The 24,923-nt window shown below is 73.2% G+C and carries 27 protein-coding genes; 7 read left to right on the top strand and 20 right to left on the bottom strand.

Annotated features, from left to right (window positions below; genetic code table 11):
* Nucleotides 1-2: 2 nt before the first annotated feature.
* The 10 genes from cysD to ACRWNP_RS25945 all read right to left on the bottom strand — a co-directional run bounded on the left by cysD (nt 3) and on the right by ACRWNP_RS25945 (nt 9,579).
* Nucleotides 3-938 (bottom strand): sulfate adenylyltransferase subunit CysD, encoded by a 936-nt coding sequence (gene cysD / locus ACRWNP_RS25990; RefSeq protein ID WP_431965366.1) that lies wholly within the window; start codon nt 936-938, stop codon nt 3-5.
* 145 nt (nt 939-1,083) lie between these two features.
* Complete coding sequence (gene cysC / locus ACRWNP_RS25985; protein WP_431965364.1) at nt 1,084-1,629, bottom strand: adenylyl-sulfate kinase; 546 nt, start codon at nt 1,627-1,629, stop codon at nt 1,084-1,086.
* Nucleotides 1,630-1,661: 32 nt separating this feature from the next.
* On the bottom strand, nt 1,662-2,369 hold the full coding sequence (locus ACRWNP_RS25980) for a phosphoadenylyl-sulfate reductase (protein ID WP_431965362.1): 708 nt from the start codon (nt 2,367-2,369) through the stop codon (nt 1,662-1,664).
* Nucleotides 2,366-2,545: a hypothetical protein gene (locus ACRWNP_RS25975; RefSeq protein WP_431965360.1), complete on the bottom strand. Its 180-nt coding sequence runs from the start codon at nt 2,543-2,545 to the stop codon at nt 2,366-2,368. The genes ACRWNP_RS25980 and ACRWNP_RS25975 overlap by 4 nt, the downstream gene beginning before the upstream one ends.
* Entirely contained in the window at nt 2,542-4,236 is a 1,695-nt protein-coding gene (locus ACRWNP_RS25970; protein ID WP_431965358.1) for a nitrite/sulfite reductase, read from the bottom strand. The genes ACRWNP_RS25975 and ACRWNP_RS25970 overlap by 4 nt, the downstream gene beginning before the upstream one ends.
* Nucleotides 4,237-4,404: 168 nt before the next feature.
* A complete protein-coding gene (locus tag ACRWNP_RS25965; protein WP_322975673.1) occupies nt 4,405-4,488 on the bottom strand; it encodes a putative leader peptide in 84 nt (27 codons plus the stop codon).
* A gap of 93 nt (nt 4,489-4,581) precedes the next feature.
* Nucleotides 4,582-5,619 (bottom strand): carbohydrate kinase family protein, encoded by a 1,038-nt coding sequence (locus tag ACRWNP_RS25960; protein WP_431965356.1) that lies wholly within the window; start codon nt 5,617-5,619, stop codon nt 4,582-4,584.
* Nucleotides 5,620-5,645: 26 nt separating this feature from the next.
* Entirely contained in the window at nt 5,646-6,224 is a 579-nt protein-coding gene (locus ACRWNP_RS25955; RefSeq protein WP_431965354.1) for a GNAT family N-acetyltransferase, read from the bottom strand.
* 72 nt (nt 6,225-6,296) lie between these two features.
* The gene (locus ACRWNP_RS25950; RefSeq protein ID WP_431965352.1) at nt 6,297-7,589 is read right to left on the bottom strand and encodes a GAF domain-containing protein; all 1,293 of its coding nucleotides are present in this window, start codon (nt 7,587-7,589) and stop codon (nt 6,297-6,299) included.
* A 355-nt stretch (nt 7,590-7,944) separates the two neighbouring features.
* Entirely contained in the window at nt 7,945-9,579 is a 1,635-nt protein-coding gene (locus ACRWNP_RS25945; protein WP_431965350.1) for an acyl-CoA dehydrogenase family protein, read from the bottom strand.
* 18 nt (nt 9,580-9,597) lie between these two features.
* Between ACRWNP_RS25945 and ACRWNP_RS25940 the strand changes: the two genes are divergently transcribed.
* Complete coding sequence (locus tag ACRWNP_RS25940) at nt 9,598-10,758, top strand: YihY/virulence factor BrkB family protein (RefSeq protein WP_431965348.1); 1,161 nt, start codon at nt 9,598-9,600, stop codon at nt 10,756-10,758.
* 44 nt (nt 10,759-10,802) lie between these two features.
* On the top strand, nt 10,803-11,480 hold the full coding sequence (locus ACRWNP_RS25935; RefSeq protein WP_431965346.1) for a helix-turn-helix domain-containing protein: 678 nt from the start codon (nt 10,803-10,805) through the stop codon (nt 11,478-11,480).
* Nucleotides 11,481-11,665: 185 nt separating this feature from the next.
* Here ACRWNP_RS25935 and ACRWNP_RS25930 read toward each other — a convergent pair whose 3' ends face one another.
* The 5 genes from ACRWNP_RS25930 to ACRWNP_RS25910 form a co-directional block, all read right to left on the bottom strand.
* Nucleotides 11,666-12,058: a VOC family protein gene (locus ACRWNP_RS25930; RefSeq protein WP_431965344.1), complete on the bottom strand. Its 393-nt coding sequence runs from the start codon at nt 12,056-12,058 to the stop codon at nt 11,666-11,668.
* A 76-nt stretch (nt 12,059-12,134) separates the two neighbouring features.
* On the bottom strand, nt 12,135-12,602 hold the full coding sequence (locus ACRWNP_RS25925; protein WP_431965342.1) for a hypothetical protein: 468 nt from the start codon (nt 12,600-12,602) through the stop codon (nt 12,135-12,137).
* Nucleotides 12,586-13,104, bottom strand: coding sequence for an RNA polymerase sigma factor (locus ACRWNP_RS25920; RefSeq protein ID WP_431965341.1), 519 nt, complete (start codon nt 13,102-13,104; stop codon nt 12,586-12,588). The genes ACRWNP_RS25925 and ACRWNP_RS25920 overlap by 17 nt, the downstream gene beginning before the upstream one ends.
* A gap of 75 nt (nt 13,105-13,179) precedes the next feature.
* Entirely contained in the window at nt 13,180-13,818 is a 639-nt protein-coding gene (locus tag ACRWNP_RS25915) for a class F sortase (protein ID WP_431965339.1), read from the bottom strand.
* Nucleotides 13,815-14,165, bottom strand: a complete 351-nt coding sequence (locus tag ACRWNP_RS25910) for a sortase-dependent protein (protein ID WP_431965337.1) — start codon at nt 14,163-14,165, stop codon at nt 13,815-13,817. Before ACRWNP_RS25910 ends, ACRWNP_RS25915 begins: the two co-directional genes overlap by 4 nt.
* A 285-nt stretch (nt 14,166-14,450) precedes the next feature.
* Here ACRWNP_RS25910 and ACRWNP_RS25905 point away from each other — a divergent pair, with 285 nt between their 5' ends.
* Nucleotides 14,451-15,515, top strand: coding sequence for a hypothetical protein (locus ACRWNP_RS25905; protein ID WP_431965335.1), 1,065 nt, complete (start codon nt 14,451-14,453; stop codon nt 15,513-15,515).
* A gap of 230 nt (nt 15,516-15,745) precedes the next feature.
* Nucleotides 15,746-16,867, top strand: a complete 1,122-nt coding sequence (gene rsgA, locus ACRWNP_RS25900; RefSeq protein ID WP_431965333.1) for a ribosome small subunit-dependent GTPase A — start codon at nt 15,746-15,748, stop codon at nt 16,865-16,867.
* Between the two features lie 41 nt (nt 16,868-16,908).
* On the opposite strand, the gene ACRWNP_RS25895 is transcribed toward rsgA, so the two are convergent.
* The 5 genes from ACRWNP_RS25895 to ACRWNP_RS25875 all read right to left on the bottom strand — a co-directional run bounded on the left by ACRWNP_RS25895 (nt 16,909) and on the right by ACRWNP_RS25875 (nt 22,452).
* On the bottom strand, nt 16,909-17,040 hold the full coding sequence (locus ACRWNP_RS25895; RefSeq protein WP_431965331.1) for a hypothetical protein: 132 nt from the start codon (nt 17,038-17,040) through the stop codon (nt 16,909-16,911).
* Between the two features lie 141 nt (nt 17,041-17,181).
* Nucleotides 17,182-18,591, bottom strand: a complete 1,410-nt coding sequence (locus tag ACRWNP_RS25890; protein ID WP_431965329.1) for a GH1 family beta-glucosidase — start codon at nt 18,589-18,591, stop codon at nt 17,182-17,184.
* A 587-nt stretch (nt 18,592-19,178) separates the two neighbouring features.
* Nucleotides 19,179-20,084 carry a carbohydrate ABC transporter permease gene (locus ACRWNP_RS25885; protein ID WP_431965327.1) on the bottom strand — a complete coding sequence of 302 codons (906 nt, stop codon included), beginning with the start codon at nt 20,082-20,084 and terminating at the stop codon, nt 19,179-19,181.
* A complete protein-coding gene (locus tag ACRWNP_RS25880; RefSeq protein WP_431965325.1) occupies nt 20,081-21,046 on the bottom strand; it encodes a carbohydrate ABC transporter permease in 966 nt (321 codons plus the stop codon). Before ACRWNP_RS25880 ends, ACRWNP_RS25885 begins: the two co-directional genes overlap by 4 nt.
* A 101-nt stretch (nt 21,047-21,147) precedes the next feature.
* On the bottom strand, nt 21,148-22,452 hold the full coding sequence (locus tag ACRWNP_RS25875) for an ABC transporter substrate-binding protein (RefSeq protein WP_431965323.1): 1,305 nt from the start codon (nt 22,450-22,452) through the stop codon (nt 21,148-21,150).
* Between the two features lie 461 nt (nt 22,453-22,913).
* On the opposite strand from ACRWNP_RS25875, the gene ACRWNP_RS25870 reads away from it, so the two are divergent.
* The 3 genes from ACRWNP_RS25870 to ACRWNP_RS25860 all read left to right on the top strand — a co-directional run bounded on the left by ACRWNP_RS25870 (nt 22,914) and on the right by ACRWNP_RS25860 (nt 24,913).
* Nucleotides 22,914-23,975, top strand: a complete 1,062-nt coding sequence (locus ACRWNP_RS25870) for a MarR family transcriptional regulator (protein WP_431965321.1) — start codon at nt 22,914-22,916, stop codon at nt 23,973-23,975.
* A gap of 58 nt (nt 23,976-24,033) precedes the next feature.
* Complete coding sequence (locus ACRWNP_RS25865; RefSeq protein ID WP_431965319.1) at nt 24,034-24,438, top strand: roadblock/LC7 domain-containing protein; 405 nt, start codon at nt 24,034-24,036, stop codon at nt 24,436-24,438.
* Between the two features lie 85 nt (nt 24,439-24,523).
* The gene (locus tag ACRWNP_RS25860) at nt 24,524-24,913 is read left to right on the top strand and encodes a hypothetical protein (RefSeq protein ID WP_431965392.1); all 390 of its coding nucleotides are present in this window, start codon (nt 24,524-24,526) and stop codon (nt 24,911-24,913) included.
* The last annotated feature ends 10 nt before the right edge of the window (nt 24,914-24,923 follow it).

Here is a 24,923-nt window from a genome sequence, read left to right as displayed (position 1 = left end):
GGCTAGAAGTACCCCTCACGCTTGCGGTCTTCCATCGCGGCCTCGGAGAGCTTGTCGTCGGCCCGGGTGGCGCCCCGCTCGGTGAGCCGGGACGCGGCGATCTCGGCGATGACGGCGTCGATGCCGGCGGCGTCGGAGTCCACCGCGCCGGTGCAGGACATGTCGCCCACCGTGCGGTAGCGGACCAGCCGGGTCTCCACCGTCTCGGTGTCCTTCGGGCCGCCCCAGTCGCCCGCGGTCAGCCACATGCCGCCGCGCCGGAACACCTCGCGCTCGTGGGCGTAGTAGATCCGCGGCAGCTCGATGCCCTCGCGGGCGATGTACTGCCACACGTCCAGCTCCGTCCAGTTGGACAGCGGGAAGACACGCACGTGCTCGCCGGGGGCGTGCCGCCCGTTGTAGAGCTGCCACAGCTCGGGGCGCTGGCGGCGCGGGTCCCACTGGGAGAACTCGTCGCGCAGCGAGAAGACCCGCTCCTTGGCGCGGGCCTTCTCCTCGTCGCGGCGGCCGCCGCCGAAGACCGCGTCGAAGCGGTGTTCCTGGATGGCCTCGGTCAGCGGCACCGTCTGCAGCGGGTTGCGGGTCCCGTCGGGGCGCTCGCGCAGCCGGCCGTCGTCGATGTAGTCCTGCACCGAGGCGACGTGCAGCCGCAGGGAGTGCCGCGCCACCGTACGGTCCCGGTACTCCAGCACCTCGGGGAAGTTGTGGCCGGTGTCGACGTGCAGCAGCGAGAAGGGGACCGCCGCGGGGGCGAAGGCCTTCAGCGCCAGGTGGAGCATGACGATGGAGTCCTTGCCGCCGGAGAAGAGGATCACCGGCCGCTCGAACTCTCCCGCCACCTCACGGAAGATGTGCACCGCCTCCGACTCCAGCGCGTCCAGGTGCGACAGCGCGAAGGGATTGCCGGTGCTCTCGTCGACCGCGACTACCGTGGTCACGCTGTGCTCCCTTCATTCTCCCCCAGAGCGCGCGCCTGGGTGGTGCCCCCGTGTCCGCCCGCGCGGCGAACAGGCGGCTGGTCGCTCGGCCGCGGCCCGGTGGCCGCGCGTGCCCCCCGGGCGGTCGCCGGGAGGTGCGCCCCGTTCACGCGAGTCCCCTTTCCACCAGCAGTGCCGTCAGCAGCGCCGCTGAGTCCTCGACGGTGTGGTCCTGGGTCTCGATCCGCAGATCGGGGACCTCGGGTGCCTCGTACGGGTCGTCGACCCCGGTCAGCCCGGATATCTCGCCCGCGGCCTGCTTGGCGTACAGGCCCTTCACGTCGCGCGCGGAGCAGACCTCCACCGGGGTGGCGACGTGCACCTCCAGGTATGTCGTGCCCCGCGCCTCGTGGCGCTTGCGGACCGCCTCCCGGCTGCCGGCGTACGGCGCGATGACCGGTACGAGCACCTTGACGCCGTTGGAGGCGAGGAGTTCGGCGACGAAACCGATCCGCTGCACATTGGTGTGCCGGTCCTCGCGGCCGAAGCCGAGGCCCGCGGAGAGGAACTCGCGGATCTCGTCGCCGTCCAGGACCTCCACACGGTGCCCGTCACCGCGCAGCCGGCCGGCCAGCGCCTGGGCGATCGTGGTCTTGCCCGCGCTCGGCAGACCGGTGAGCCACACCGTGGCGCCCGCGTCCGTCACGCTCATCCGCCCCTCCCGGGAGGTCCGTTCCGTCGTCATCAGCCGTGCAGCCCGCACTCGGTCTTGCCCCGTCCCGCCCACCGGCCGGCCCGGGCGTCCTCGCCCTCCAGCACCCGGCGGGTGCAGGGTGCGCAGCCGACCGAGGCGTAACCGTCCATGAGCAGCGGATTGGTGAGCACCCCGTGCTCGGCGACGTAGGAGTCCACGTCGTCCTGCGTCCAGCGGGCGATGGGGGAGACCTTGACCTTGCCGCGCCGGTCGTCCCAGCCGACGACGGGGGTGTGCGCGCGGGTGGGGGACTCGTCACGGCGCAGGCCGGTGGCCCAGGCGTCGTAGCCGGTCAGCCCCTCCTCCAGCGGCTTGACCTTGCGCAGCGCGCAGCACAGGTCGGGGTCGCGGTCGTGGAGCCGCGGCCCGTACTCGGCGTCCTGCTCGGCCACGGTCTGACGCGGCGTCAGCGTGATGACGTTCACGTCCATGACGGCGGCGACCGCGTCACGGGTGCCGATGGTCTCCGGGAAGTGGTAGCCGGTGTCGAGGAAGACGACGTCGACGCCCGGGGCGACGCGCGAGGCCAGGTGCGCCACGACCGCGTCCTCCATCGAGGAGGTGACCGCGAACCGGGACCCGAAGGTCGCGGTGGCCCAGCGCAGGATGTCGGGCGCCGGGGCGTCCTCCAGGTCGCGGCCCGCCTGCTCGGCCAGCGCCCGCAGCTCGTCCGCGGTGTGCTGCTGTGCGGTGGTCACGAAATGCCTCCCTCACGGGTCTCGGTCCGCAGTCCCCGGGCCAGCAGGCCCAGGAACCTCAGCTGGAACGCGCGGTTGCACGAGCGGCACTCCCAGGCGCCGTGGCCCTGCTCCGCGGGGTGCAGGTCCTCCTCACCGCAGTAGGGGCAGTGGAACGGTGCGGCACGTTCGCTCACGACAAAGCCTCCTCGCTCGCCCGCGTCACCCAGTGCGCGAAGCGCTCGCCGTCCGTCCGCTCGGCCCGGAACCGCTTCAGGACGCGCTCGACGTAGTCGGGCAGCTCGTCCGCGGTGACCTTCAGGCCGCGGACCTTGCGGCCGAAACCGGCCTCCAGGCCCAGCGCGCCGCCCAGGTGCACCTGGTAGCCCTCCACCTGCCTGCCCTCGTCGTCCAGCACCAGCTGGCCCTTCAGGCCGATGTCGGCGACCTGGATCCGGGCGCAGGCGTTGGGGCAGCCGTTGATGTTGATCGTGATCGGCTCGTCGAACTCCGGCAGCCGGCGCTCGAGTTCGTCGATCAGCGAGGAGCCGCGCGCCTTGGTCTCGACGATGGCCAGCTTGCAGAACTCGATGCCGGTGCAGGCCATCGTGCCGCGCCGGAAGGGGGAGGGCCTCACCTGCAGGTCCAGCGCCTCCAGGCCCGCGACGAGCGAGTCGACCCGGTCCTGCTCGACGTCCAGCACGATCATCTTCTGCTCGACGGTGGTCCGCAGCCGGCCTGAACCGTGCGCCTCCGCGAGTTCCGCGATCTTGCTGAGGGTGGTGCCGTCCACCCGGCCGACGCGCGGCGCGAAGCCGACGTAGTAGCGGCCGTCCTTCTGGCGGTGCACGCCCACGTGGTCCCGCCACTGCCGGACCGGCTGGTCGGGGGCGGGGCCGTCGGCCAGCTCGCGCCCCAGGTACTCGTCCTCCAGCACCTGCCGGAACTTCTCCGCGCCCCAGTCGGCGACCAGGAACTTCAGCCGGGCGCGGTTGCGCAGTCGCCGGTAGCCGTAGTCGCGGAAGATCGAGATGACGCCCTCGAAGACGTCGGGGACCTCCTCCAGGGGCACCCACGCGCCGAGCCGCACGCCGATCTTGGGGTTGGTGGACAGGCCGCCGCCGACCCACACGTCGAAGCCCGGGCCGTGCTCGGGGTGGCGGACGCCGACGAAGGCGACGTCGTTGATCTCGTGGGCCACGTCCAGCAGGGGCGATCCGGAGATCGCCGACTTGAACTTGCGGGGGAGGTTGGAGAACTCCTTGTTGCCGACGATGCGGCGGTGGGCCTCGTCCACGGCCCAGGTGCCGTCGATGATCTCGTCCTCGGCGATCCCGGCGACGGGCGAGCCGAGGATGACCCGTGGGGTGTCGCCACACGCCTCGGTGGTGGACAGGCCCACGGCCTCCAGGCGCTGCCAGATCTCGGCGACGTCCTCGATGCGGATCCAGTGCAGCTGGATGTTCTGCCGGTCGGTGATGTCGGCGGTGCCGCGGGCGAACTCCTGCGAGACCTCGCCGATGACGCGCAGCTGCTCGGTGGTGAGACGGCCGCCGTCGACGCGGACCCGGAGCATGAAGAACTTGTCGTCCAGCTCCTCCGGCTCCAGGATCGCGGTCTTGCCGCCGTCGATCCCGGGCTTGCGCTGGGTGTACAGACCCCACCAGCGCATGCGCCCGCGCAGGTCGGCGCCGTCGATCGCGTCGAAGCCGCGGTGGCGGTAGATCGTCTCAATGCGTGTCCGCACGTTGAGACCGTCGTCGTCCCGCTTGAACTGCTCGTTGGCGTTGAGCGGCGTCATGTGGCCGACCGCCCACTGGCCCTCGCCGCGGTGGCGGCTCACCTTGCGGCGCGCGGCGGCGTTCGGCTTGTCAGGGGTGGAAGCCATGGCGATGCAGTCCTTCTGGCAGGCTGGAAGAGGATTGGTCGTAGCGTGAACAAGTACCCTGGCCTGCGCATACGCCAAGCCGCTGGGGAAGCGGGGGCGTGGGCGCATCGTTGCGCCCGCGAGACCGGGGACGGCCGGATCAGTCCTGGACGGGACGGCGGCGAGTGCTCAGCACGCCTGACAGATGGCGCTGGACATGCGTCCGAGATCGACATGCAGCCGACCTACCAAGGCGATTCCAGTGCGAGACATGTCGAAAGCGTGTCACGCGGGTCTCCGGGCAGTCCACCGTTATCCGTATCGTGGACGCCTGCATCTCGGATTGTAAGACGTTCGTGTCGTACGTCACCTGGCAGTACGTGCCGGGCGCAAGAAATCGGCCGCGATGGCCCGGAATGCACCGTGCCCGCGGGTCCCCACATGACGCAGCTTGTGGCCCGCCAGCGCCGAGCCCAGCCGCACCCCCGCACCGAGCAGGGCGCGGTCCGCGACCAGCGCCGCCAGCAGACCCGCCGCGAAGACGTCGCCCGCCCCTGTGGCGTCCTCCACCTGACTGTCCGGAAGCGGACGATGGGCGTAGCGCTCCACGGTTCCGGGCCGGTGCACCTCCACCCGGTCCGGGTACTTCACCACGGCCGCGCCGTCCCGCCGGATCCGTACCCGGCCGAGCCGCTCGAACTCCCGCCCGTTGACCAGCAGACAGTCGCTCATCGCCGCCATGGCCAGCACATCGGCGGTCGGTTCCACCGACCAGGTGTGCCCCGGGTCGAAGCTGATCAGCGTCCGCGGCGAACGCCGCCGCACCTCCACCAGCAGCCGGTGCAGCGCCGCCCCGCCGTCCGGGTCCAGGAAGGAGGTCACATGGACCACACGGGCCGACGCCAGGTAGCCGGCGATCTCCTCGAAACGCTCCCGCACATGGCCGGCGATGCCGGTGTTCGCCCCCGTGTGCGTCAGCAGCGTGCGCTCCCCGCCATCGTGCACGGACAGGCAGATCCCGCACAGCCGGTCCGGGTCCCGGGCCACCAGCCGCCGGTCGATGCCGAGCCCGTCGAGGACGGCGAGAGGGCCGGCCGCCCCCAGCGGGTCCCGGCCCGCGACACCCACGTACCCGAGCCGCAGCCCGCGGCCCAGACGCCCCAGCGCGTGCAGGGTGTTGAACGCCGAGCCGCCCGGTTCCGGCGTCAGCGGCACCCCCTCGGCCCGCAGCCACTCCAGCCCGGCGCGGACGGCGGGCTCCTCGACCATGCGCTCGCCGCCGCTCTCCGGCGGCGGGCGCAGCCGCATGTGCCCGGCGAGCCGGCCCAGCACCGGGCTGCCGTTCAGGGCGGACGCGCCCGTGATGAAGTCCAGGTTGAGGGCCCCGACCCCGACGACGTCCATGCCCGCCCCTTCCGGCCGGCCGGTCCCTAACGGGCTCCGGGCCAGGGCCCGGTGACGGGCCTCTTCTCCTCTTCCCCCGTCTCGGTGCGGAAGATGCGGAAGCCGCGCTTCTCGTAGTTGGCCAGCGCGTGCGGCCCGTCCAGGCTGCAGGTGTGCACCCACACGCGCTTGGTCGGGGTGCGGTCCGGCCAGCGCTCCGCCAGGTCCCAGGCGCGCGCGATGCCGACGGACAGCAGGTGCCCGCCGATCCGCCGCCCCCGGAAGACGGGCAGCAGCCCGAAGTACGCGATCTCGACCTGGCCGTCGTCCTGCGGGTCCAGTTCGATGTAGCCGGCCGGGGTGTCCCGGTCGTACGCCACCCAGGTCTCGACACCCGGGCGCTGCAGGAAGGACCGCCACTGCTCGTACCCCCACGGCAGGCGGTCCGTCCAGGCGCAGTCCGCCCCCACCGAGGTGTAGAGGAAGCGGCTGAACTCCGGGGACGGCACCCCGGCCCGCGCGATGCGGATGCCCGACGTCGCGGGGTCCGGCTCCAGGGAGGCCCGCAGGTCGGCGTGGGAGGTCTGCTCCAGTGACCACGTCGTCACCGTGACGCTATTGCTCATGCGCCACATTCTGCGGCCTCGCGGGCCCGGCGGGTCCCCGGCTCGCTGCCACGGCCCGTCCGGGTCAGGCCCTCATCCCCCGAAGCGCGCCAGGCGCACCGCCGGCGCCGTCGAGTGCGGCAGCAGGTCCGCGGGCTGGGCGGGGCGCACCACCTCGACCTCGACGCCGTCCGCGAAGCGGTACGGACGGTGGTCGAGCACCCCGGCCAGGGTGCGGCGCAGGCGGGACATCTCGGCGCGCACCGTCACCGTGCGGGAGGGGTCGCCGAACAGGTCGCCGGCCAGTTCCGCGGCGGTGCGGCCGTCCCGGTGCAGGGCCAGCACGAAGAGCAGTTCGGCGTGGCGCGGGCTGAGCTCCTGCGACCAGCCCCCGGCCGCACCGGAGACGCTCACCGTCCACGCGCGGGGACGGCCGAGGTCCAGCACCACGTGCCCGGCCCCGGTCACCTCCTCCTGCGGCGGTGCGACCCGCACCAGCCAGCCACCCGGCAGCGGCTCCAGGGTGCAGGTGCCCAGCGCGGGCACCCATGTGCGCCCGGCGCTCGGCGCGGCGGGCAGCGTGATCCGCTCCACCGGCGGCATCCCGGTCACCGCCGCCGTCCAGCCGTTGGGGTCGACGACCGCCGCCCGGCCCGGCATCCGCGAGAGCAACGGGGCGGCGAGCGAGCGCAGCCGGTCCACGGCCGCCCAGTGCAGGCTGCGCAGTTCGGCCTCGGCGACCTTGGTCACCGCGGTCACCAGCGACAGCATCGCGGGGTGCATGCCGGCCGCGGGCCCGCTGACGTCCACCGCGCCCAGCAGCCGCCCGTCGCGCGGGTCGATCAGCGGAGCCGCCGCGCAGGTCCACTGGTGGTGCACCCGTACGAAGTGCTCGGAGGAGTGCACCTGCACCGGCCGCCCGGTGACCAGGGCGGTGCCGATCGCGTTGGTGCCCACGGCCTCCTCCGACCACGACGCGCCCTCGGCGAAGCCGAGCCGGTCCGCGCTCCTGCGGACGGCCAGACTGCCGTCCCGCCACAGCACCCGGCCCTCGGGGTCGGTGACCACCATGATGTGCCGGGCCTCGTCGGCGACCGAGACCAGGCCGTCGCGCAGCGCGGGCAGCACGTCGCCCAGCGGCGTGCGGCGCCTGCGAGCCTCGATCTCGTCGGCGGTCAGCAGGCCGGCGTGACTGCCGTTGTCCGGGTCGACACCGAGGTCCAGGGCGCGCCGCCAGGAGTCCTGGATGACCGGTCTGGCCACCGTGCTCCCTGATCCGCCGCCCAGCGCGGCGTCCCGCATGCCGGCCAGCAACCGCGCGGAACGGCGCGGTTCCTGGACGGACTGGACCGACAACGACCGAGCGTCGATCGGAACCTGGCTCATGGTGCTCCCCGCGTCCGTGTGCGCAGCGCTTCGCGCGCCCCGGCAGTGGCCGCGACGGTGAACCGCTGCCACACCATGTGCATATGGTGCCGCCGGGCCGGTCCCTCTGGTGGGATATCCGGCCAATACCTTGCAACTGTCTGCAACGGTTGCGAATATGCGCGCATTCGACGGACAGTGACCGCGCATCACGCTACTCGTACGGAACCCTGAATCCGTGCGACGGTGAGGCGAGACCGGGGGTGGTGCCGAGTCGGCGCGGCACCACCCTCAGTGCGGCGCGGCGGCGGAACGTTTCCCCGAAGGTCCCGGTCCTTCCGTGGGGACCACGGGCGGACCGCCGCCGCGCCGCACCTCACACCCGCGGGTGCGCCCGCTCCACGATCGCCGCCAGGTCCAGGCCACGCGGCAGCGTGCCGAAGGTCGTCCCCCAGTCGCCGCCGAGCCGCGAGGCACAGAAGGCGTCGGAGACCTCCACCGGGGCGAACCGCACCAGCAGCGAGCCCTGCAGCACCAGCGCCATCCGCTCCACGACCCGGCGCGCCCGTGCCTCGACCCCTTCCAGGTCGGCCAGTTCCGTCAGCAGCGACTTGATCGCGTTGTCCAGCCGGTGGTCCGCGCCGCGCGCCAGGCCGATCTCGCCGAGGAACGCGTTCAGCGCGCGCGGCTCCCGCTGCAGCACCCGCAGCACGTCCAGGGCCTGCACGTTGCCCGAGCCCTCCCACACCGAGTTCAGCGGCGACTCCCGGAACAGCCGCGGCAGTCCCGACTCCTCCACGTAGCCGTTGCCGCCCAGGCACTCCAGCGCCTCGGCCACCAGCGGCGCGCAGCGCTTGGTGACCCAGTACTTGGAGACCGCCACCGCCAGCCGCCGGAAGTGCCGCTCCTGCTCGTCGTCCGCGTCGTACGCGGCCGCCAGCCGCAGCACGGTCGTGGTGGCCGCCTCCGACTCCAGCGCCAGGTCCGCCAGGACGTTCCGCATCAGCGGCTTGTCGATCAGCAGCCCGCCGAACGCGCTGCGGTGCCCGGCGTGGTGCACCGCCTGCGCCACCGCCTGGCGCATCAGCGCCGCGGAACCGGTCGCGCAGTCCAGCCGGGTGGCCGCCACCATCTCGATGATGGTCGCCACCCCGCGCCCCTCCTCGCCGACCCGGCGTGCCCACGTGCCGTCGAACTCCACCTCCGCCGAGGCGTTGGAGCGGTTGCCCAGCTTGTCCTTGAGCCGCTGGATCAGGAAGACGTTGCGCGAGCCGTCCGGCAGCACCCGCGGCAGCAGGAAGCAGGTCAGCCCGCCGGGGGCCTGCGCCAGGACGAGGAAGGCGTCCGACATCGGCGCCGAGCAGAACCACTTGTGCCCGGTGAGCAGGTACGTGCCCTCCTCCGCCAGCGGCTGTGCCGTCGTCGTGCCGGCCCGCACATCGGAGCCGCCCTGCTTCTCGGTCATCCCCATGCCGAACAGAGCCCCGGGCTTGCGCCCCGGCGCCACCAGCTGCGGGTCGTAAACCCGCGACCTCAGCCGGGGTTCCCACTCCGCGGCCAGCGCCGGGTCGGCCCGCAGCGCCGGCACCGCCGCGTGCGTCATCGACACCGGGCAGCCGTGTCCGGCCTCCGCCTGGGACCACACCAGGAAACCCGCCGCGCGCCGCAGGTGACCGGCGGGGCGGGACCATGCGTCGGTCAGCCCCGAGGAGACCGCCCGCCCCAGCAGCCGGTGCCAGGCCGGGTGGAACTCCACCTCGTCGATCCGGTGCCCGTACCGGTCGTGGGTGCGCAGCACCGGCGGATGGGTGTCGGCGGCCTCCGCCCACCCCCGCGCCTGCCCGGAACCGGCGACCCGGCCGATGTCGCCGAGCTCCCGGTGGACCTCGTCACGGAGCTCGGGCGCCACGTGCCGTGCCACCCCCTCCACCAGGGCGGCGTCGGCGGCGTACACGTCATACCCGACCAGGGGCGGAGCCTGGTTGGTCACGGTGTGTGTGGGGGGACTCATGACAGTTACGGTAGGCGCGTGCAGGCAGCAGACGAAACACCCGAGCGGCCCAGGCGAGGCCGCCTCCACCGGGCGCGGGCCCTCTACCGGAACGTGTCCAAGCGCAAGGTGGGCTGGCTGCTGCTCAAGGACACGGTCGACTCCTGCATGGAGTACCGCGTCACCGGACTCGCCGCCGAAGCCGCCTTCTTCGTGCTGCTCTCCCTGCCGCCGCTGCTGCTGAGCCTCGTCGGCGCCATCGGCTACGTCGACGGGATCATCGGCACCGACACCATCGACAACATCCGGGGCAACATCCTCACGGCCGCCGCGACCGTCCTGTCCGACAAGGGCGTCGACCAGCTGATGCGGCCGCTGGTCGACGACGTCTTCGGCGGCGGGCGGCCCGACGTGATCTCCATCGGCTTCGTCATCGCCCTGTGGTCCGGATCGCGCGCCCTCAACGTCTTCGTCGACACGATCACGATCATGTACGGGCTGGAGGGCAGGCGCGGCATCGTCAAGACGCGGCTGCTGGCGCTGCTGCTCTACATCGTCGCCCTGGTGATCGGCGCCGTCGTCATGCCGCTGATGGTCGTCGGGCCGGACGCCGTGGTGTCGTTCCTGCCGTGGAGCGAGGCCGTGATCCGGATACTGTACTGGCCGGTCGTGCTCGTGCTGTCGATCGCCTTCCTCACCACGCTGTACCACGTCTCGGTACCGGTGCGGTCGCCCTGGTACGAGGACATGCCGGGGGCTGCCGTCGCCCTGCTGATGTGGGTCCTGGGCAGCTTCGTGCTGCGCATCTACCTCACCCAGACCGTCGAGGGCCCCACCATCTACGGCTCACTGGCCGCGCCCGTCGCCGTGCTGCTGTGGATCTTCGTGTCGGCCTTCGCGGTGCTCGTCGGGGCGGCCGTCAACGCCGCCATCGACCGGGTGTGGCCCTCGATCGAGACCGCGGCCGCCCGCGAGGAGAACGCCCGGGCCAGGGAACGCGCCGCCGCCGACCTCGTCGCCGAGGCGGCCGCCCGCCGCGCCGCGTTCGAGTCCGGCCCGGACGACGAGGTCGGCCCGGAGGACCCGCCCGCGGAATTCCCCGAGCGGTGGGCGGGCTTCCTGCCGCCGGAGGACGTGCGGTCCAGGCTGCGCGGCCGCCGCCCCTCGGGCAAGGGCGGCAAGAAACAGCCGCGCGACTGACCCGCACCCGGCGCGCTGTCGGTGGCCGGTGCCATGCTGGAGCGGTGTACCGGGAGCGGACCTCGACGGTGCCCGGCGCCGTGCTGTGGACGAGGACAGCCGGTGCCGGGGTCGCCCGCGTGCTGCCCGACGGCTGCATCGACCTGATCTGGGGCGAGGACACCGGGCTCTTCGCCGCGGGGCCCGACACCACCGCCCACCTCTCCGGCAGCCCGCCCGGCACGCGTTACGCGGGGCTGCGCTTCGCCCCCGGCGTCGGCCCCGCCGTGTTCGGCCTGCCCGCGCACGAACTGCGCGACCGCCGCGTGCCGCTGGACGAGCTGTGGCCCGGTGCCGAGACACGCCGGCTCACCGCGCGCGTCGCCGCGGCCGCCGACCCCGGATCCGCCCTGGAGTCCCTGGTGCTCGCGCGGGACGTCCGGCGCGCGGCGCCCGCTTGGGGCCCGGGGATCGCCGCGAGCCTCGCGGCCGGCGCCCGCGTCGGCGCCGTCGCCGACGCCACCGGGCTCAGCGCACGCCAGCTCCACCGCCGCTGCCTGGACGCCTTCGGCTACGGGCCCAAGACCCTCGCCCGCATCCTGCGTCTCCAGCGCGCGCTGGGACTGGCCCGCCGCGGCCACTCCTTCGCCGACGTCGCCGCCCGCGCCGGATACGCGGACCAGGCCCATCTGGCCCGGGACGTCCGCGCCCTCGCCGGTGTCTCGCTCGGCGAGCTGCTGTAGAGGGCTCTTGAGGGCTCTTGCGGCCAGCGGTCGGGGGTCCACGCAGGGATGGCGGGGTTCGTGGTGACCGGGCCGGGGGTGGGTGGATCGGCTGTCCCGCCGTCTCGCGCCCACCCGCCGGCGGCACCTCCCGGCGCCTGCCCACCCGCGCGGCTCAGGCCGGCCCGGGGCCCGGGGGCATCTGGTCAGGAGAGCCTCGCGAAGAGGTCGACCGGGTTCCCGTCCGGGTCCAGGACCACGGCGTACCGCATCCCCCAGGGCGCGTCGAAGGGCTTCACGTGCCCCGCGTACCCGGCCCCGGTCAGCTCGGCGAACGTCGCGTCCACCTCCTCCGGCCCGTCACAGGTGAAGGCCAGCGCCATCCGGTGACCGCCCTGCGGCGGCGTCCACGAGGAGTCGAAGGACCGGATCGTCTCCGCGGTGTCCCACGCCAGCCGCAGCCCGCCGGGCAGCGTCGCCTCCACGTGCGGTTCGGTCTCCGCCCCGGCGGGGATCCGCAGCCCCAGCCTGCGGTAGAAGGTCAGCGAGGCGGCCATGTCGGCCACGACGATCTCGACGACATCGAAACGAAGAGTCATGCCGCAACCGTAGGGTCGCGCCGCCCGGCCCGTCTTGAACGAATCGGACACGCGCGGCGAGGCGGCGTGGAGCCGGTCAGCCGCGGGGGCGGCCCGGGGGGTCGTCCGCGGTGCGGCCGAGCGGTGTGGCCGAGACGGAGTCGGACCGGCGGGCGGAGGTGGACGTGCGGCGCGGGTCGGGGGTGCCGATGCGGCGGTCCGGGCCGGGGGTCTCGGACGGTTCCGGGACGGGGGACGTGCTGGGGCGTGGCGACGGCGGGGGGTCGGCCGCCGGGGGGACGGACACCGCGGGCACGGCCGGCCCGACCGCGGGGCCCTGCCCCGGGGCGGCGGACATCAGGTGCAGCGGCACGGCGACGACCGCCGCCACCGCCAAAGACGCCCCTGCTCCCGCGGCCGCCCGCAGCAGCTTCCGGCGCGTCGCCGCGCGGCGGACCTCCCGGAACCGGCCGGGCGGCGGCCCGAGCAGGACCGTGCCGGGCCGCAGCAGGGCGCTCAGCTCCAAGTCCCGCTCCTCGTCCGGGTCCTCAATGGGTGTGATCAAGGCTTCTCCTCAGTCCGGCTCGCAGCATTTCCCTGGCCGCGTGGAGGTCGGCCTTCACGGTTCCTTCCTTCCGCCCCGTCGCGGCCGCCACCTCCCGGACCGGCATGTCGGCGTAGTAGTACAGCAGGATGGGCACCCGCAGCCGCTCGGGCAGCGACTGGACGAGCATCCGCACCGAGGGGTCGGTCCGCCCGTCGCGTCCCTCGCCCTGCCCGTGGACGAGGACCTCCGCGGTGGCGCGCCGCATGGCCCGGCGTTCGCGCTCCGTCTTCCGCCAGTGGTCGCGCACGATGTTGGCGGCCGTGACGTAGAGGAAGCCGCGCGGTTCGTCCACGCTCGTCCAGCGCGCCCACAGCCGGGTGAAGGCCTCCGAGGCGATCTCGTGGGCCGTCTCGTCGTCGTCGACCAGCCGTCGGCACCAGCCGGCCAGGCGGGGGTAGAGGGCGGCGAACAGCTCTGACGCCGCTTCGTCCCGGGAAGACCGTTTCAACACTCTCCACATTCCGTCGTTCATCATGACGCTGGTGTGCCGCCGGACGGCCGGGCCGGGGGCGCACCGTCCCCGGCCCGGCCGCCGTCAGGCGCGGCCCACCGAGGTCAGGGAGGCGTACACCACGACGTTGTCGCGGTATCCGCTCCCGTCCGCGGTGCGGGGGCCGCCGCAGGTGATCAGGCGCAGCTCGGGGCGGTCCACGTCGCCGTAGACCTCCTGGGCCGGGAAGCGCTCCTTGGCCACGGTCCGTACCCGGTCCACGGTGAACTCCGCCGACGCGCCGTCCCGCAGCCCGGCCACGATCCGGTCGCCCGGGCGCAGCCGTGCCAGGTGGCGGAAGACCCCGTCGCCGAACCGGCCCACGGTGACGTGGGCGAGGAGCACCGACGGGCCGAGCTGTCCCGGCGCGGGGGAGTGCCGGTACCAGCCGGCGGGCGAGTGCCGCGCCACCGGCGGGACCTCCACCGTGCCGTCCGGGGCCAGCCCCAGCTCCATGACCGGGGTGTCGACCCCGATCGCCGGGATCCGCAGCCGCACCGGTACCGAGCGGGCGAGCGGGGACGGAGGGGACGAGTGCGTCCGGCCGGCCGCGGCCGGGGCGGAGGCGGAGGCGACGGGCGGCGCGGCGACACGCACGTCACCGGAACCGCCGGCGCACCCGCCCGCCCAGGGCAGCACGGCCAGCACCGCCAAGGCCGCGGCCCACCTCGCGCCCGGGGTCATCCGGCGGTGGTGCGCCTGCGCCGCGTCACCACGAACGTGCCGACGGCCAGGAGCAGCAGGCCGCCCCCGGCGGCCGCCACCACCGTGCCGTCAGGCCCCTGCGAGGCGGCCGGGGACTGCACGCCGGTGTCGGGCGCGCCCGCCGGCACCGCGTCGACCTGACGCGGTGCCGTCCGCGACGGAGCCGCGGACGGCACTGCGGACGGCACTGCGGACGGCGCTTCGCTCGGCGCGGTGCTGCGCGCCGGCGAGGGCTGCGCGCTCGGCCCGTCGGCGAACGCGGGCGCCGTCCCCGCCAGCACCGCGGCGCACGCGACGGCCGCAGCCGTGAGAACACTCCTGCGCATGTATCGCTCTCCTTCGTCACCCCGCCCCTGGCCCGGTGGGGCACGGGCGGGTTCTGGCAACTGATCGCGCGGAGAGACGAGGCGGCCCGGGGACAGGTTGTAAAGAACAGGCAAAGGTGCCTTCGAGGTGCCCTCGGTGAACAGCGGGCGACGCGGCGGCGACCGGCCGGAGCCCCCGCCGGGCCGGGCGTCACGGTTGGGCAACACCCAGCTCACGGCCGCAGCCTCACGCCCCCGCGCGCGCATCATGAGGTCCGGGTGGGGACGTCAAAGGGGGCGGGAACCGTGGAGTTCACGGTAGAGCGGACACTCGGAAGACGCGGTCGGCGCCGGCTGACCGGTGGTCTGGCCGTGATCGCGGTGGCGCTGGTGTGGCTGGTCGCCTCGCGGAACGCGACGGGCCCTTCGATGCTGGGGTTCCTGGCGGGCGTGTCGGCCTGGGGAGGGGCGAGGGACCTGCGCAAGGCGCGTCAGCCGTTCCGGCTGCGGATCGACGCGTTCGGCATCACGCTGCACGACGCGGAACTCGCCTGGGAACAGATCGACGCGGTGTCCCTGTGGCACGGCCCCGGCATCGGTGAGGACCGCGAGACCAGCACGCCGCCGAAACCGCGGCTCACGCTCTGGACGGCACCGGGCGTCACGTTCGCCCGCAAGCCCGACCGCAGCTGGGACAACCGGCCGCACTACACACTCGTCGACTGCGAGGACCTCGACCAGAGCGTCCCGGAGTTGACGGCCGTGCTCGCCGAGCACGGCGGCGCCGCCTTCGAGACCGCGCCGCGCGCCGTGCGGCCGCCGATCCCGGTGACGGTGTCGGGGCCGGAACCGCGGGTGCCCGGCGGGGAGCGGCAGTTCGTCGACGGACGGCGGGCCGGCACCTGGACCCTGGTCTGGGCGGCGCCGGCCGGCGTCTTCAGCTACTCGTTGTGGGAACTCGTCCACGGCCGCATCGTCGGCCCCGAGCCCTTCAGCGCCCTCGGGCCGCTCGGCGCGATCGGCTGCTGGTCCCTCGCGGGCCGTTCGTACCGGCGCTGGCGCAAGCCGCTGCGCCTACGCGTCGGGCCCGCCGGCATCGGCATGCGCGAGGTCACCCGCGAGGAGTCCTTCTTCTCCTGGCGGGACATCGCGGCCGTCACGGTCGGCCGTCCGCCGACCACCGACGACACCCGTCCGTGGCTGGTGGTGTGGCCGCTGCCGGGCAGCCGTCCGCACGACAACCCCCCCTACCTGGTCGACGGCCACCAGGCCTTCGCCCTGGTGCGCCTGGACCGGCTGCCCGGCGGAGCGGCGGCCGTCGTCCCGGTGGTACGGGAGTACGCGGGGGAGCGCTACGCCGGGACGGCGTGAGCGTCCGCGGAAAACCAGTTGCGGGGTCCGCCGGCACACCGGCTAAGGTGACGCCGTCGGACCGCCAGAGAACCGGGAGGTGTTGGAACGATGACTGTCGCCGTGATGGGCGCTGCCCGCATCCAGAAGATCATCAACCCCACCTCAGCGGTCGCCGGCTGACCCAGCCCGTCGCGAAGCACCCGACGGCACAGCCGCGCGCGACCGCCCTCCCGAAGGGCTTTCCTCCGTTGACCAACGGATCCGTCCCGCAGCCGTCCACCGCGCTCACCGCCTACGGCTGGGACTCCGCATTCGACTCCGACTTCGCCGTCCACGCGGAGCGGGGACTCACACCCGGCCGCATCGTCCGCGTCGACCGCGGGCTGTGCGACGTCGTCCTCCCCAACGGCGCGTGCGGTCTGAGGACCGTACGCGCCGGCACCGAGGACGTCTTCACCCGCGACCCCATGGGGATCGCCTGCACCGGCGACTGGGCCGCCGTCGACGAGACGCCGGCGACCGGCCCCGCGGTACGCGCCCTGCTGCCGCGTCGCACCACCTTCGTCCGCTCCACCTCCTCCAAGCGCTCCGAGGGACAGGTCCTCGCGGCCAACGTCGACCTGGCGGTCATCGCCGTGTCGATCGCCGCCGAACTCGACCTCGGGCGGCTCGAACGCTTCGTGTCCCTGGCGTGGACCAGCGGCGCCCAGCCGCTGGTCGTCCTCACCAAGGCCGACCTCGTCGACGACCCGGCCCACCTGCGCGGCGACGCCCGCGGCGCGGCGCCCGGCGTGGAGGTCCTGGTCGTCAGCGCCGCCTCCGGCGAGGGCGTACCGGGTGTGGCGAAGGCGCTGGCCGGCACCACGTCCGTGCTGCTCGGGCAGTCGGGCGCGGGCAAGTCCACGCTCACCAACGCCCTGCTGGGCCGCGAGGTCCAGGAGGTGCAGGCCATCCGCGACAGCGACGGCAAGGGACGGCACACCACGACCACCCGCGACATGCTGCCGCTGCCCGGCGGCGGGGTGATCATCGACACCCCGGGACTGCGCGGCGTCGGCCTGTGGGACGCCGACGCCGGTCTCACCCAGACGTTCTCCGACATCGAGGCGCTGGCCGGAGAATGCCGCTTCCAGGACTGCTCGCACGACTCCGAGCCCGGTTGCGCGGTCCTCGCGGCCCTGGAGGACGGCGTCCTGACCCATCGCCGGCTCGACAGCTACCGCAAGCTGCTCCGTGAGAACGCGTGGATCGCCTCCCGCACCGACGCCCGGCTCCGCGCCGGGATGCGGCGCGAGTGGAAGCTGCGCTCCGCCGCGGGGCGCGAGATGTACGAGCGCAAGCGCGGCGGCGGCCACCGCAAGGTGTACTGACCGGACCCGGCCCGGCTCCCCACGGGGAGCCGGGCCGGCGGTCATCCGGCCCCGTTGTGGCGCTCGCCGCCGCGGCGCAGGGTCAGCGGACTGCCCTCGTGCCAGAAGGTGTAGACGATGCTGCCGAGGCCGAGTGCGACGATGACGACGCCGAGGACGATCGAGTAGACCATGGCTCCTCCAGCCCGTTCGCGGTGCGTTTTACCGCCCCTTCACCTTCGATGTCCGAACGTGACCTTCCCTTGGCCGCACCGTCTCACACGCGAGGCGGGCCAACTCACGTGCCATCGGCCCGAGTTGTCCGCATGCGCGGCTCATGCCGACGGCAGGCCGCCCCGGGCGACGACCCCGGCGTACCAGCGGGCGCTGTCCTTCGGCGTGCGGCGCTGACTCGCGAAGTCCACGTGCACCACGCCGAACCGCTTGCCGTAGCCGTACGCCCACTCGAAGTTGTCCAGCAGCGACCACAGGAAGTAGCCCTGGACGTCGGCGCCGTCCGCGATCGCCCGGTGCACCGCGGCCAGGTGCGCGCGCAGGTACGCGATCCGCTCCGGGTCGTGGACCTCGCCCTCGGGGTCGGCGTAGTCGTCGTACGCGGCGCCGTTCTCGGTGATCAGCAGCGGCGTGTGCGGCAGCTCGTCCCGCAGCCGCAGAAGGAGTTCGTGCAGGCCGTCGGCGTCCACCGGCCAGTCCATCGCCGTCCGCGGCCCCGGCGCCGGCACGAACCGCACGTGCCCCTCGGCCCCAGGCCACGGCGACGGCCCCGCGTGGGTGCCCGCGGCCACCACGGCCGGGGCGTAGTAGTTGAGGCCCAGCGCGTCCACCGGACGGGAGATCACCGCGAGGTCGCCGTTCTTCACGAACGACCAGTCCGTCAGCGCGGCCGTGTCCCGCCGCAGGTCCTCCGGGTAGGAGCCGCGGTACACCGGGTCCAGCCAGATCCGGTTGGCCAGCGCGTCGACCCGCCGGGCCGCCTCCGCGTCGGCGGCGCTCCCGGTGTGCGGGCGCACCGCCGCGAGGTTCAGCGTCAGCGACACCTGCGCCGGCACCGGAAGCCGTTCGCGCAGTACACCGACCGCGAGGCCGTGCCCCAGCAGCAGATGGTGCGCCGCCCGCAGCGCCGCCTCCGGCTCCGTCCGGCCCGGCGCGTGCACGCCCTGCGCATAGCCCAGGAACGCCGAGCACCACGGCTCGTTCAGCGTCGTCCACAACGGCACCCGGTCGCCGAGCGCGTTGGCGACGAGCCCCGCGTACTCGGCGAAGCGCTCCGCGGTGTCGCGGGCGGGCCAGCCCCCGGCGTCCTCCAGCTCCTGCGGGAGGTCCCAGTGGTACAGGGTCAGGACGGGGCGGATGCGGTGGTCGAGCAGTTCGTCGACCAGGGCGCGGTAGAAGTCGAGCCCCTTCTGCACGGCCGGGCCCCGGCCGGTGGGCTGCACGCGCGGCCACGACACGGAGAAGCGGTAGTCCGTGAGGCCCAGCTCGGCCATGAGCGCGACGTCCTCGCGCATGCGGTGGTAGTGGTCGGCGGCGATGTCCCCGGTGTCGCCGTTGCGCACCTTGCCGGGCGTGTGGCTGAAGGTGTCCCAGATCGAGGGGGTGCGGCCGTGCTCGCGGGCGGCGCCCTCGATCTGGTAGGCCGCGGTGGCGGCGCCCCACCGGAACTTTCCGGGGAACGCCAGCGTCGCGTGCGGCGCGTGGCTCGTGCGGGGCGCGGTCGTGGTCATGTGGTGCTCCTTGTGTGTATGCGGCCGGTTGTTGTGTGCGGGTTGTTCGCGCCCGCGGCGGGCGCCCGCCCGTCCCCTCCTGATTGCCCGGTGCGGTCGGTGCGGTCGGTGCGGGCCTGCGCATGCCGGAATGAGCCTTCGGCCGCAGGCATCCTCACAGCGCTCGCGGTTCACCCGGAGATCGTTCGGCACCGGGTCCGCCGCTCGTCTCCCCCGGCCACCGCCGGCAGGTGCCCCCACGGGCGCACCCCGCCATACCCCCTCCGGTCGTGTGGGCGACTGGCGGCCGGACGAGGTGGGGGTCGGTCGTCCCTCACCCAGCCACCGCTGCGTGCCACCGCCATGCCGGGCAGGTGCGGCGCGTTGTGGGGTTGTGTCCGGCCTTCCCCGGCTACCACTGGGGGTGCCCTTACGCGTGCGGTGGATTGCCTGCCCGCACCCCCACCGGCCGTCGGGCGCAGGCGATACGGAGGGGCGGGGTCGGTGGGGGCACCCCGGCCGAAGGCTGGGGGAGGGCGGGCGGGCGGGAGAACCGCACCGTCGCAGGCGCAAGCACGACGGCGCCGCACACCGCGAACGGGCAACCCCTACCCCTTCACCGCCCCGGACATGATCCCGCCCACGATCTGCCTCCCCAGCAGCCCGAACACCACCAGCACCGGCACCGTCCCCAGCAGCGTGCCCGCCATGATCACCGACTGGTCGTGCACATACCCCCCGCCCAGTTGCCGCAGAGCGACCTGCACCGTGGGCTCCTGCGACGTGAGCGCGATGATCGGCCAGAAGAAGTCGTTCCAGGACGCCATGAACGTGAGCATCCCCAGCACCGCCATCCCCGGCCGGGCGATGGGCACGACGATGCTCCAGAAGATCCGCGCCGTCGAGGCGCCGTCGACCCGGCCCGCCTCGATCAGCTCGTCCGGAAGCGACTGCGCGAGGTACTGCCGCATGAAGAAGACCCCGAACGCCGAGACGAGCCCGGGGAGGATGACGGACTGGAGCTGGTTCACCCAGTGCAGCTCCGCGACGAGCATGAACAGCGGGATGACGCCCAGCTGGGGCGGGATCATCATCGTCCCGACCGTCAGGGCGACCAGCGCGTTGCGGCCCCGAAAGCGCAGTTTCGCGAAGGCGAACCCGGCGAGCGTGGAGCACAGGACCGTGCCGACCGTCACCGACCCCGACACGATGAGGGAGTTGAGCAGCGCCCTGCCGATGTCGGCCTGCTCCAGCACCTGCCGGAAGTTGTGCGTCAGGTTGCCGCCGGGCAGCAGTGACGGAGGGCTCGCGGCCAGCTCCGCGTTGGAGCGGGTCGCGGCGACGATCGTCCAGTAGAAGGGGAAGGCGGAGATCACCGCCGCGATGATCAGGATGGCGTAGGCGAGACGGCCGCCGTGATGCTGCCGGCCGGCCCGGGCCGAGCGCAGGCGGGGGACGGGGTGCGCGGTCCCGGCGTCGCGGCCGGGCCGCGGCCGTGTGAGGAGCGCGCTCATCGACGGGTCCCCTTCCGTGAGCGGCGCCGTGCCAGCGCGGTGTTGAGCAGCACGAGCAGGACGATGAGAAGGAACATCACCCAGGCGATGGCGGCGGCGCGGCCCAGGTGGAAGTAGCCCCAGCCCTGCTCGTACATGTAGAGGCCGAGGGTCTGGTACTGGTGGGAGATGCCGCCCGAGATGCTTCCCTCGAACAGCAGCGGTTCGCCGAAGAGCTGGGTGGCGCCGATCGTGGAGACGACGATCGTGAAGAGGATGGTGGGCCGCAGGCCGGGCAGCGTGACGTGGAGGAACTGACGCCACCGCGAGGCGCCGTCGAGTTCGGCGGCCTCGTACAGCTCCCCGGGGATGGACTGCATCCCGGCGAGGTAGATCAGCGCGTTGTAGCCCGTCCATCGCCAGGTGACGATCGTGGACACGGCGATCTGCGAGGCGACGGTCCCGGACTGCCAGTCGACGGGGCCGATGCCGGCCAGCCCGAGCAGCCAGTTGACCAGGCCGAAATCGCGGCCGAAGAGCTGGGAGAAGACCAGCGTCGCGGCCGCCACGGACGTGGCGTACGGCAGGAGCATCGTGACACGGAAGAAGGTCCGGCCGCGCAGCTTGTAGTTGAGCAGGTGGGCGAGGCCGAGCGCCATGAGCAGCTGCGGAACGGTGGAGACGATTCCGATGGTGAAGGTGTTGCGCAGCGCGGTCCAGAAGAAGCCGTCGCCGAGGAGCGCGGTGTAGTTGTCCAGGCCCCGCCATTCCATCTCGCCGGGGGTCTGGAGCTCGACGCGGTAGAGGGAGACATACGCGGTGTAGAGCAGCGGGAACAGGCCGAACGCGGCGAACAGCGCGAAGAACGGCGCGATGTAGGCGTACGGCGACAGCCGGGCGAGCAGTCGCCGCGGGGGCGCCGAGCGCGCCTGGGCTGCCGGGGGCCCGGGGGGCGGCACCGGCGCGGTGGCGGTCAGGGTCATGGGGGGGACCTTCGGGTCGGGGGCGTACCGGGGCGGGGCGGCCGGGCGCGCGGGACCTGGGGAGCGGTTCCGCGCACCCGGCGCCGGCGGGGCGGGGGCCGTCAGCCGACGGCGTTCTCGACGCCCTTCCTGGCGTGGCTCCACGCCGTCGCGGAGTCCGTGCCCTTGCGCTCGACCTCGCCGAGCGCGTTGGTGATCTGCTGGTTGACGTCACCGTCGTGCACGCCGAGCACCTGCACCGGTGAGGCCTCGGCGGCGGCGCCGAAGATCTGCCCGATGGGCGCGTCGCTGAAGTACGGGTCGGTGACCTCCTTGACGGACTCGATCGCCCCGACGTTGGAGGGGAAGCTGCCCTGCTTCTTGAAGAGCTTGGCCTGCTGCCGCGCGGCTGTCAGCCACTTGACCAGTGCGAAGGCCTCCTTGGCGTGCGCCGAGCCCTTGGGGACGGCCAGGTAGGACCCGCCCCAGTTGCCCGCGGCGCCGCCGGGGAGCGGGGCGACGTCCCACTTGCCCTTGCCGGCTTCACCGGCCTGGCCCTTGATGTAGCCCAGCATCCAGGCCGGGCAGCCGATGGTGGCGAAGGAGCCGCTGCTGAACGCCTGGTTCCAGGCGGGGGTCCACTGGGCGAGTTTGGCGCTCAGCCCGTCCTGGGCGGCCTTCACGGACAGGTCCCAGGCCGACTTGACCGCGGCGTTGTCGTCGTAGATCAGCTTGCCGGAGGCGTCGTAGTAACGCGCCTTCTCCTGGCCGACGATGACGGAGTAGAGGCTGCCGACGCTGTCGACCCAGGCGCTCTTGGCCCCGGCCTTCGCCTTGTACTGCTTGCCGAGCTCCAGGTAGCCGTCCCACGTGGACCACTTCTGCGCCAGCTCGGCGCGGTCGGTGGGCAGGCCGGCCCGTTCGAACAGGTCGGTGCGGTAGCAGATCGCCTCGGGGCCGACGTCGGTGCCCAGGCCGAGGATGCGGCCGTCGGAGGTGGTGGCGGCGGCCCACTTGGCGGCGGAGAAGTCCTCCTTGAGGTCCTTGGCCCCCAGGGCGCCCAGGTCCTCGAACTTGTCGGCCTGCTGCTGGGTGACCGACGCGATGCGGCCCACCTCGATGCCCTGGACGTCGGCGAGGCCGCCACCACCGGCGAGCCGGGTCTGCAGGGCCTTCCAGTAGTCGGCCTCGTTCTCGGTGCTGCTCTGCTTGATGGTGACGCCCGGGTGGAGCTTCTCGTACTCGTCGTACAGGCCGGCTTCCTTGTAGCCGAAGGTGCCGAACAGGTCGATGGTGATCGTGACCTTGCCGTCCTTGTCCGCGGACGTTCCGGTCGAGCCGGATCCGCAGGCGGCGAGGAGCGCCCCGGCGAGCGCGACCGCCCCGAGTCTGAGGGTGGCGCGTCTGGCGGCTCGGGCGATGGGCATGGAAGCCTCCCATGGCTTCGGGACGGGTGAGAGGACCCTCGGTTGCTGCTCTTGAGAGCGCTCTCAAGCGATGCCCAGGAGAGTGCCGTCGCAGCCGGTGATTCGTCAAGAGTCGAATGCATAACGGCCGGTGGGGCGGCCTCGGGTCCTGCGCGGTGCCATGCGACTCCACGCCTTGACGGCATGGCCCGCCGCTGTCATGACCCTCCGCGAGGCTCTCCGGACACCTTCGCCCGATCGCGCGGAAACGGTCGTGGCGGGGCGTGGAATTGGCATTCGCAGGGCTCAAGTATTCGTCCTCGGCCATGTCGTGTGATGGCCGGAAGGGCGTGTCGCAGGGCTGCTAGAAATTACCCGTCGGCGTGATGGTTCGTGCATGAGTACGGCTTTTCCGTGCCTCCCGTCCGTATGCCCGCGAGCCCGCCCGCCCGTATGCCCGAATAACCGCAGCAAGGGGAGCGATGACCTCGGCACCATCCGGTTTTGTGCCCGCCCGGAATGCCGCTCACGGTCTGCTCGGCCGTGCGCTGTCCAGGTGCCGCGACCAACGGGCCACCGGGGTGCTGCGCGTCCAGGGCAGCCCCGGTGGGGCCTTCCACCTGCTCGACGGCGCGGTCGTGGCCGTGGAGAGCCCCGGGGCGCCGGGGGTGGGTACCCTGCTCGTGCGCTCCGGGCGCATCGACGCCGACGAGTGGAACGCCGCTCATGACGCCGCCGGGACGAGGCTGTGGCCGGGCGCCGCGATCGCCGCCGCCGGCGGACGGCTCGGCACGGCCGAGTTCCAGGTGCTGCACACGATGGCCGTCCAGGACGCGGTCTTCGCCGTGCTGGCCGGACGCCTGGACAGCTGCGACTTCGACCCGGACACCACGGGGGCGCCGCCGGCCGCCCTGCCGCCGGGCCTGGCCCCCGGGGCCGAGCCGGAGGAACTGCTGGTGGAGGCGGGTCGCCGGCTCGCCGCACTGGCCGCGCTGCCGTGCCCGGTCGCCCCCGACCGCGATCGGGTCACCGCCGTGGGGCCGCCCGCGTGGGCGGACGAACCGCTGACCCCGGTGCGCCGCGAGATCCTCGGCTGCGCCAACGGACGGCGCAGTCCCCGGGACATCGCCTTCCTCATCGGCCGCGGGGTCTACACGATCACCGTGGAGGTCGCCCGGATGTGCGCCGAGGGCCTCGTCGAGGCCGTCCCGGCCCCGGTGCCCCAACCACTGCCGCCGCCTGCCCCGCCCTCGGCGCCGCCGCCCCCTGACCCGTTCGCCACGGTCCCGGCAGGGCCGGCGGGGCCCGCCGCGCCGCACCCTCGCCTCGCTCCCCCGGAGGGCGCCCCGGCCGTGTCCCGGTATCCGTCCGTACCGGAGTGGGAGCCGGGGGGCGTCGCTTTCGAGGCCCCGGCCGCCGAAGGGCTGCCCCGCCGTGAACCGGGCGCCAGCGGTATTCGCGAGGCGCTCGACGCCGGTCGCCCGCAATCCGGCTGGAAGGGATTTCTGCGGCCCCGCGGACGGAGCCGGACCGATTCCCCGTGACCGAATTCCCCGGGGACCGACGGAACAGACCGAAGGGAATTCAAGGAGGTGCACGTGCATGAATCATGACGCCCTGGTCGCCGAGATGCGCGCTCTGCGGGACAAGGTGGTCGGCGTCACCGACGCGGCCGTGGCGGCCGTCGACGGTCTGCTGATCGCCGCCGACACCGAGGACGCCATCGACCCCGACGGGCTCGCCGCGCTGGCCGCCGCCGGCCTCGGGCTCGCCCGGCGGATCGCCGCGGCGGCCCTGCGCGGCCCGCTCCGCAGGACCGTGACGTGCAGCAGCGGCGGGTACACCGCCGTGTACGCGGTCGGTGAGACCGCGCTCCTCGTCGTCGTGGGCGACGAGGGCATGAACGTCCCCCAGCTCCACCTGGAGGCCAGGTCCGCCGTCGAGCGCATCGGCGCGATCCTGCTCACGCCCGACCCCGCGCCCGATCCCGAAGGAGTCCTCGGATGACGACCGAAGTCCCCGCCCAGTCCGCAGAAGGAGTGCTGTGAGCACCACCGGAAAACGCCCGCACGGCAACCTGTCCGACCAGGTCATGGGCCTGGTGAAGAACCTGCGCCAGGAGGTCCCCGACTGCCTCGCCGCCGGAGTGGTCGACATGTCGACCGGCATGCTGCTGTCCGTCGACACCGTCGACAGCCATCCCCCGGAGGTCCTGGACCTGCTTGCCGCGGCGACCCTCGACCTCTTCCAGGGGCGCACGGTGGTGATGATCGAGGACGTCTTCAAGGAGCGCCGCGGGGTCACCAGCGACGCGCACTACTTCCAGGAGATCCTCGTCAACAGCGACAACCTGACCCACCTGTTCCTGCGCAACAACCAGAACGAGGACGTCGTCGCCGTCGTCGTCTGCCGCCGCTCGGTCAACGTGGGCATGCTCTTCGCCCAGGCCCGCCGTGTGGTCAAGGAGCACGGCACGCTCTGAGCCCCCGGAC

The organism is Actinacidiphila sp. bgisy160 (assembly GCF_965342435.1).
Taxonomy (GTDB): domain Bacteria; phylum Actinomycetota; class Actinomycetes; order Streptomycetales; family Streptomycetaceae; genus Actinacidiphila.
The sequence above is the reverse complement of the archived record's forward strand: the minus strand, read 5'-3'. Positions and strand labels throughout refer to the sequence as shown.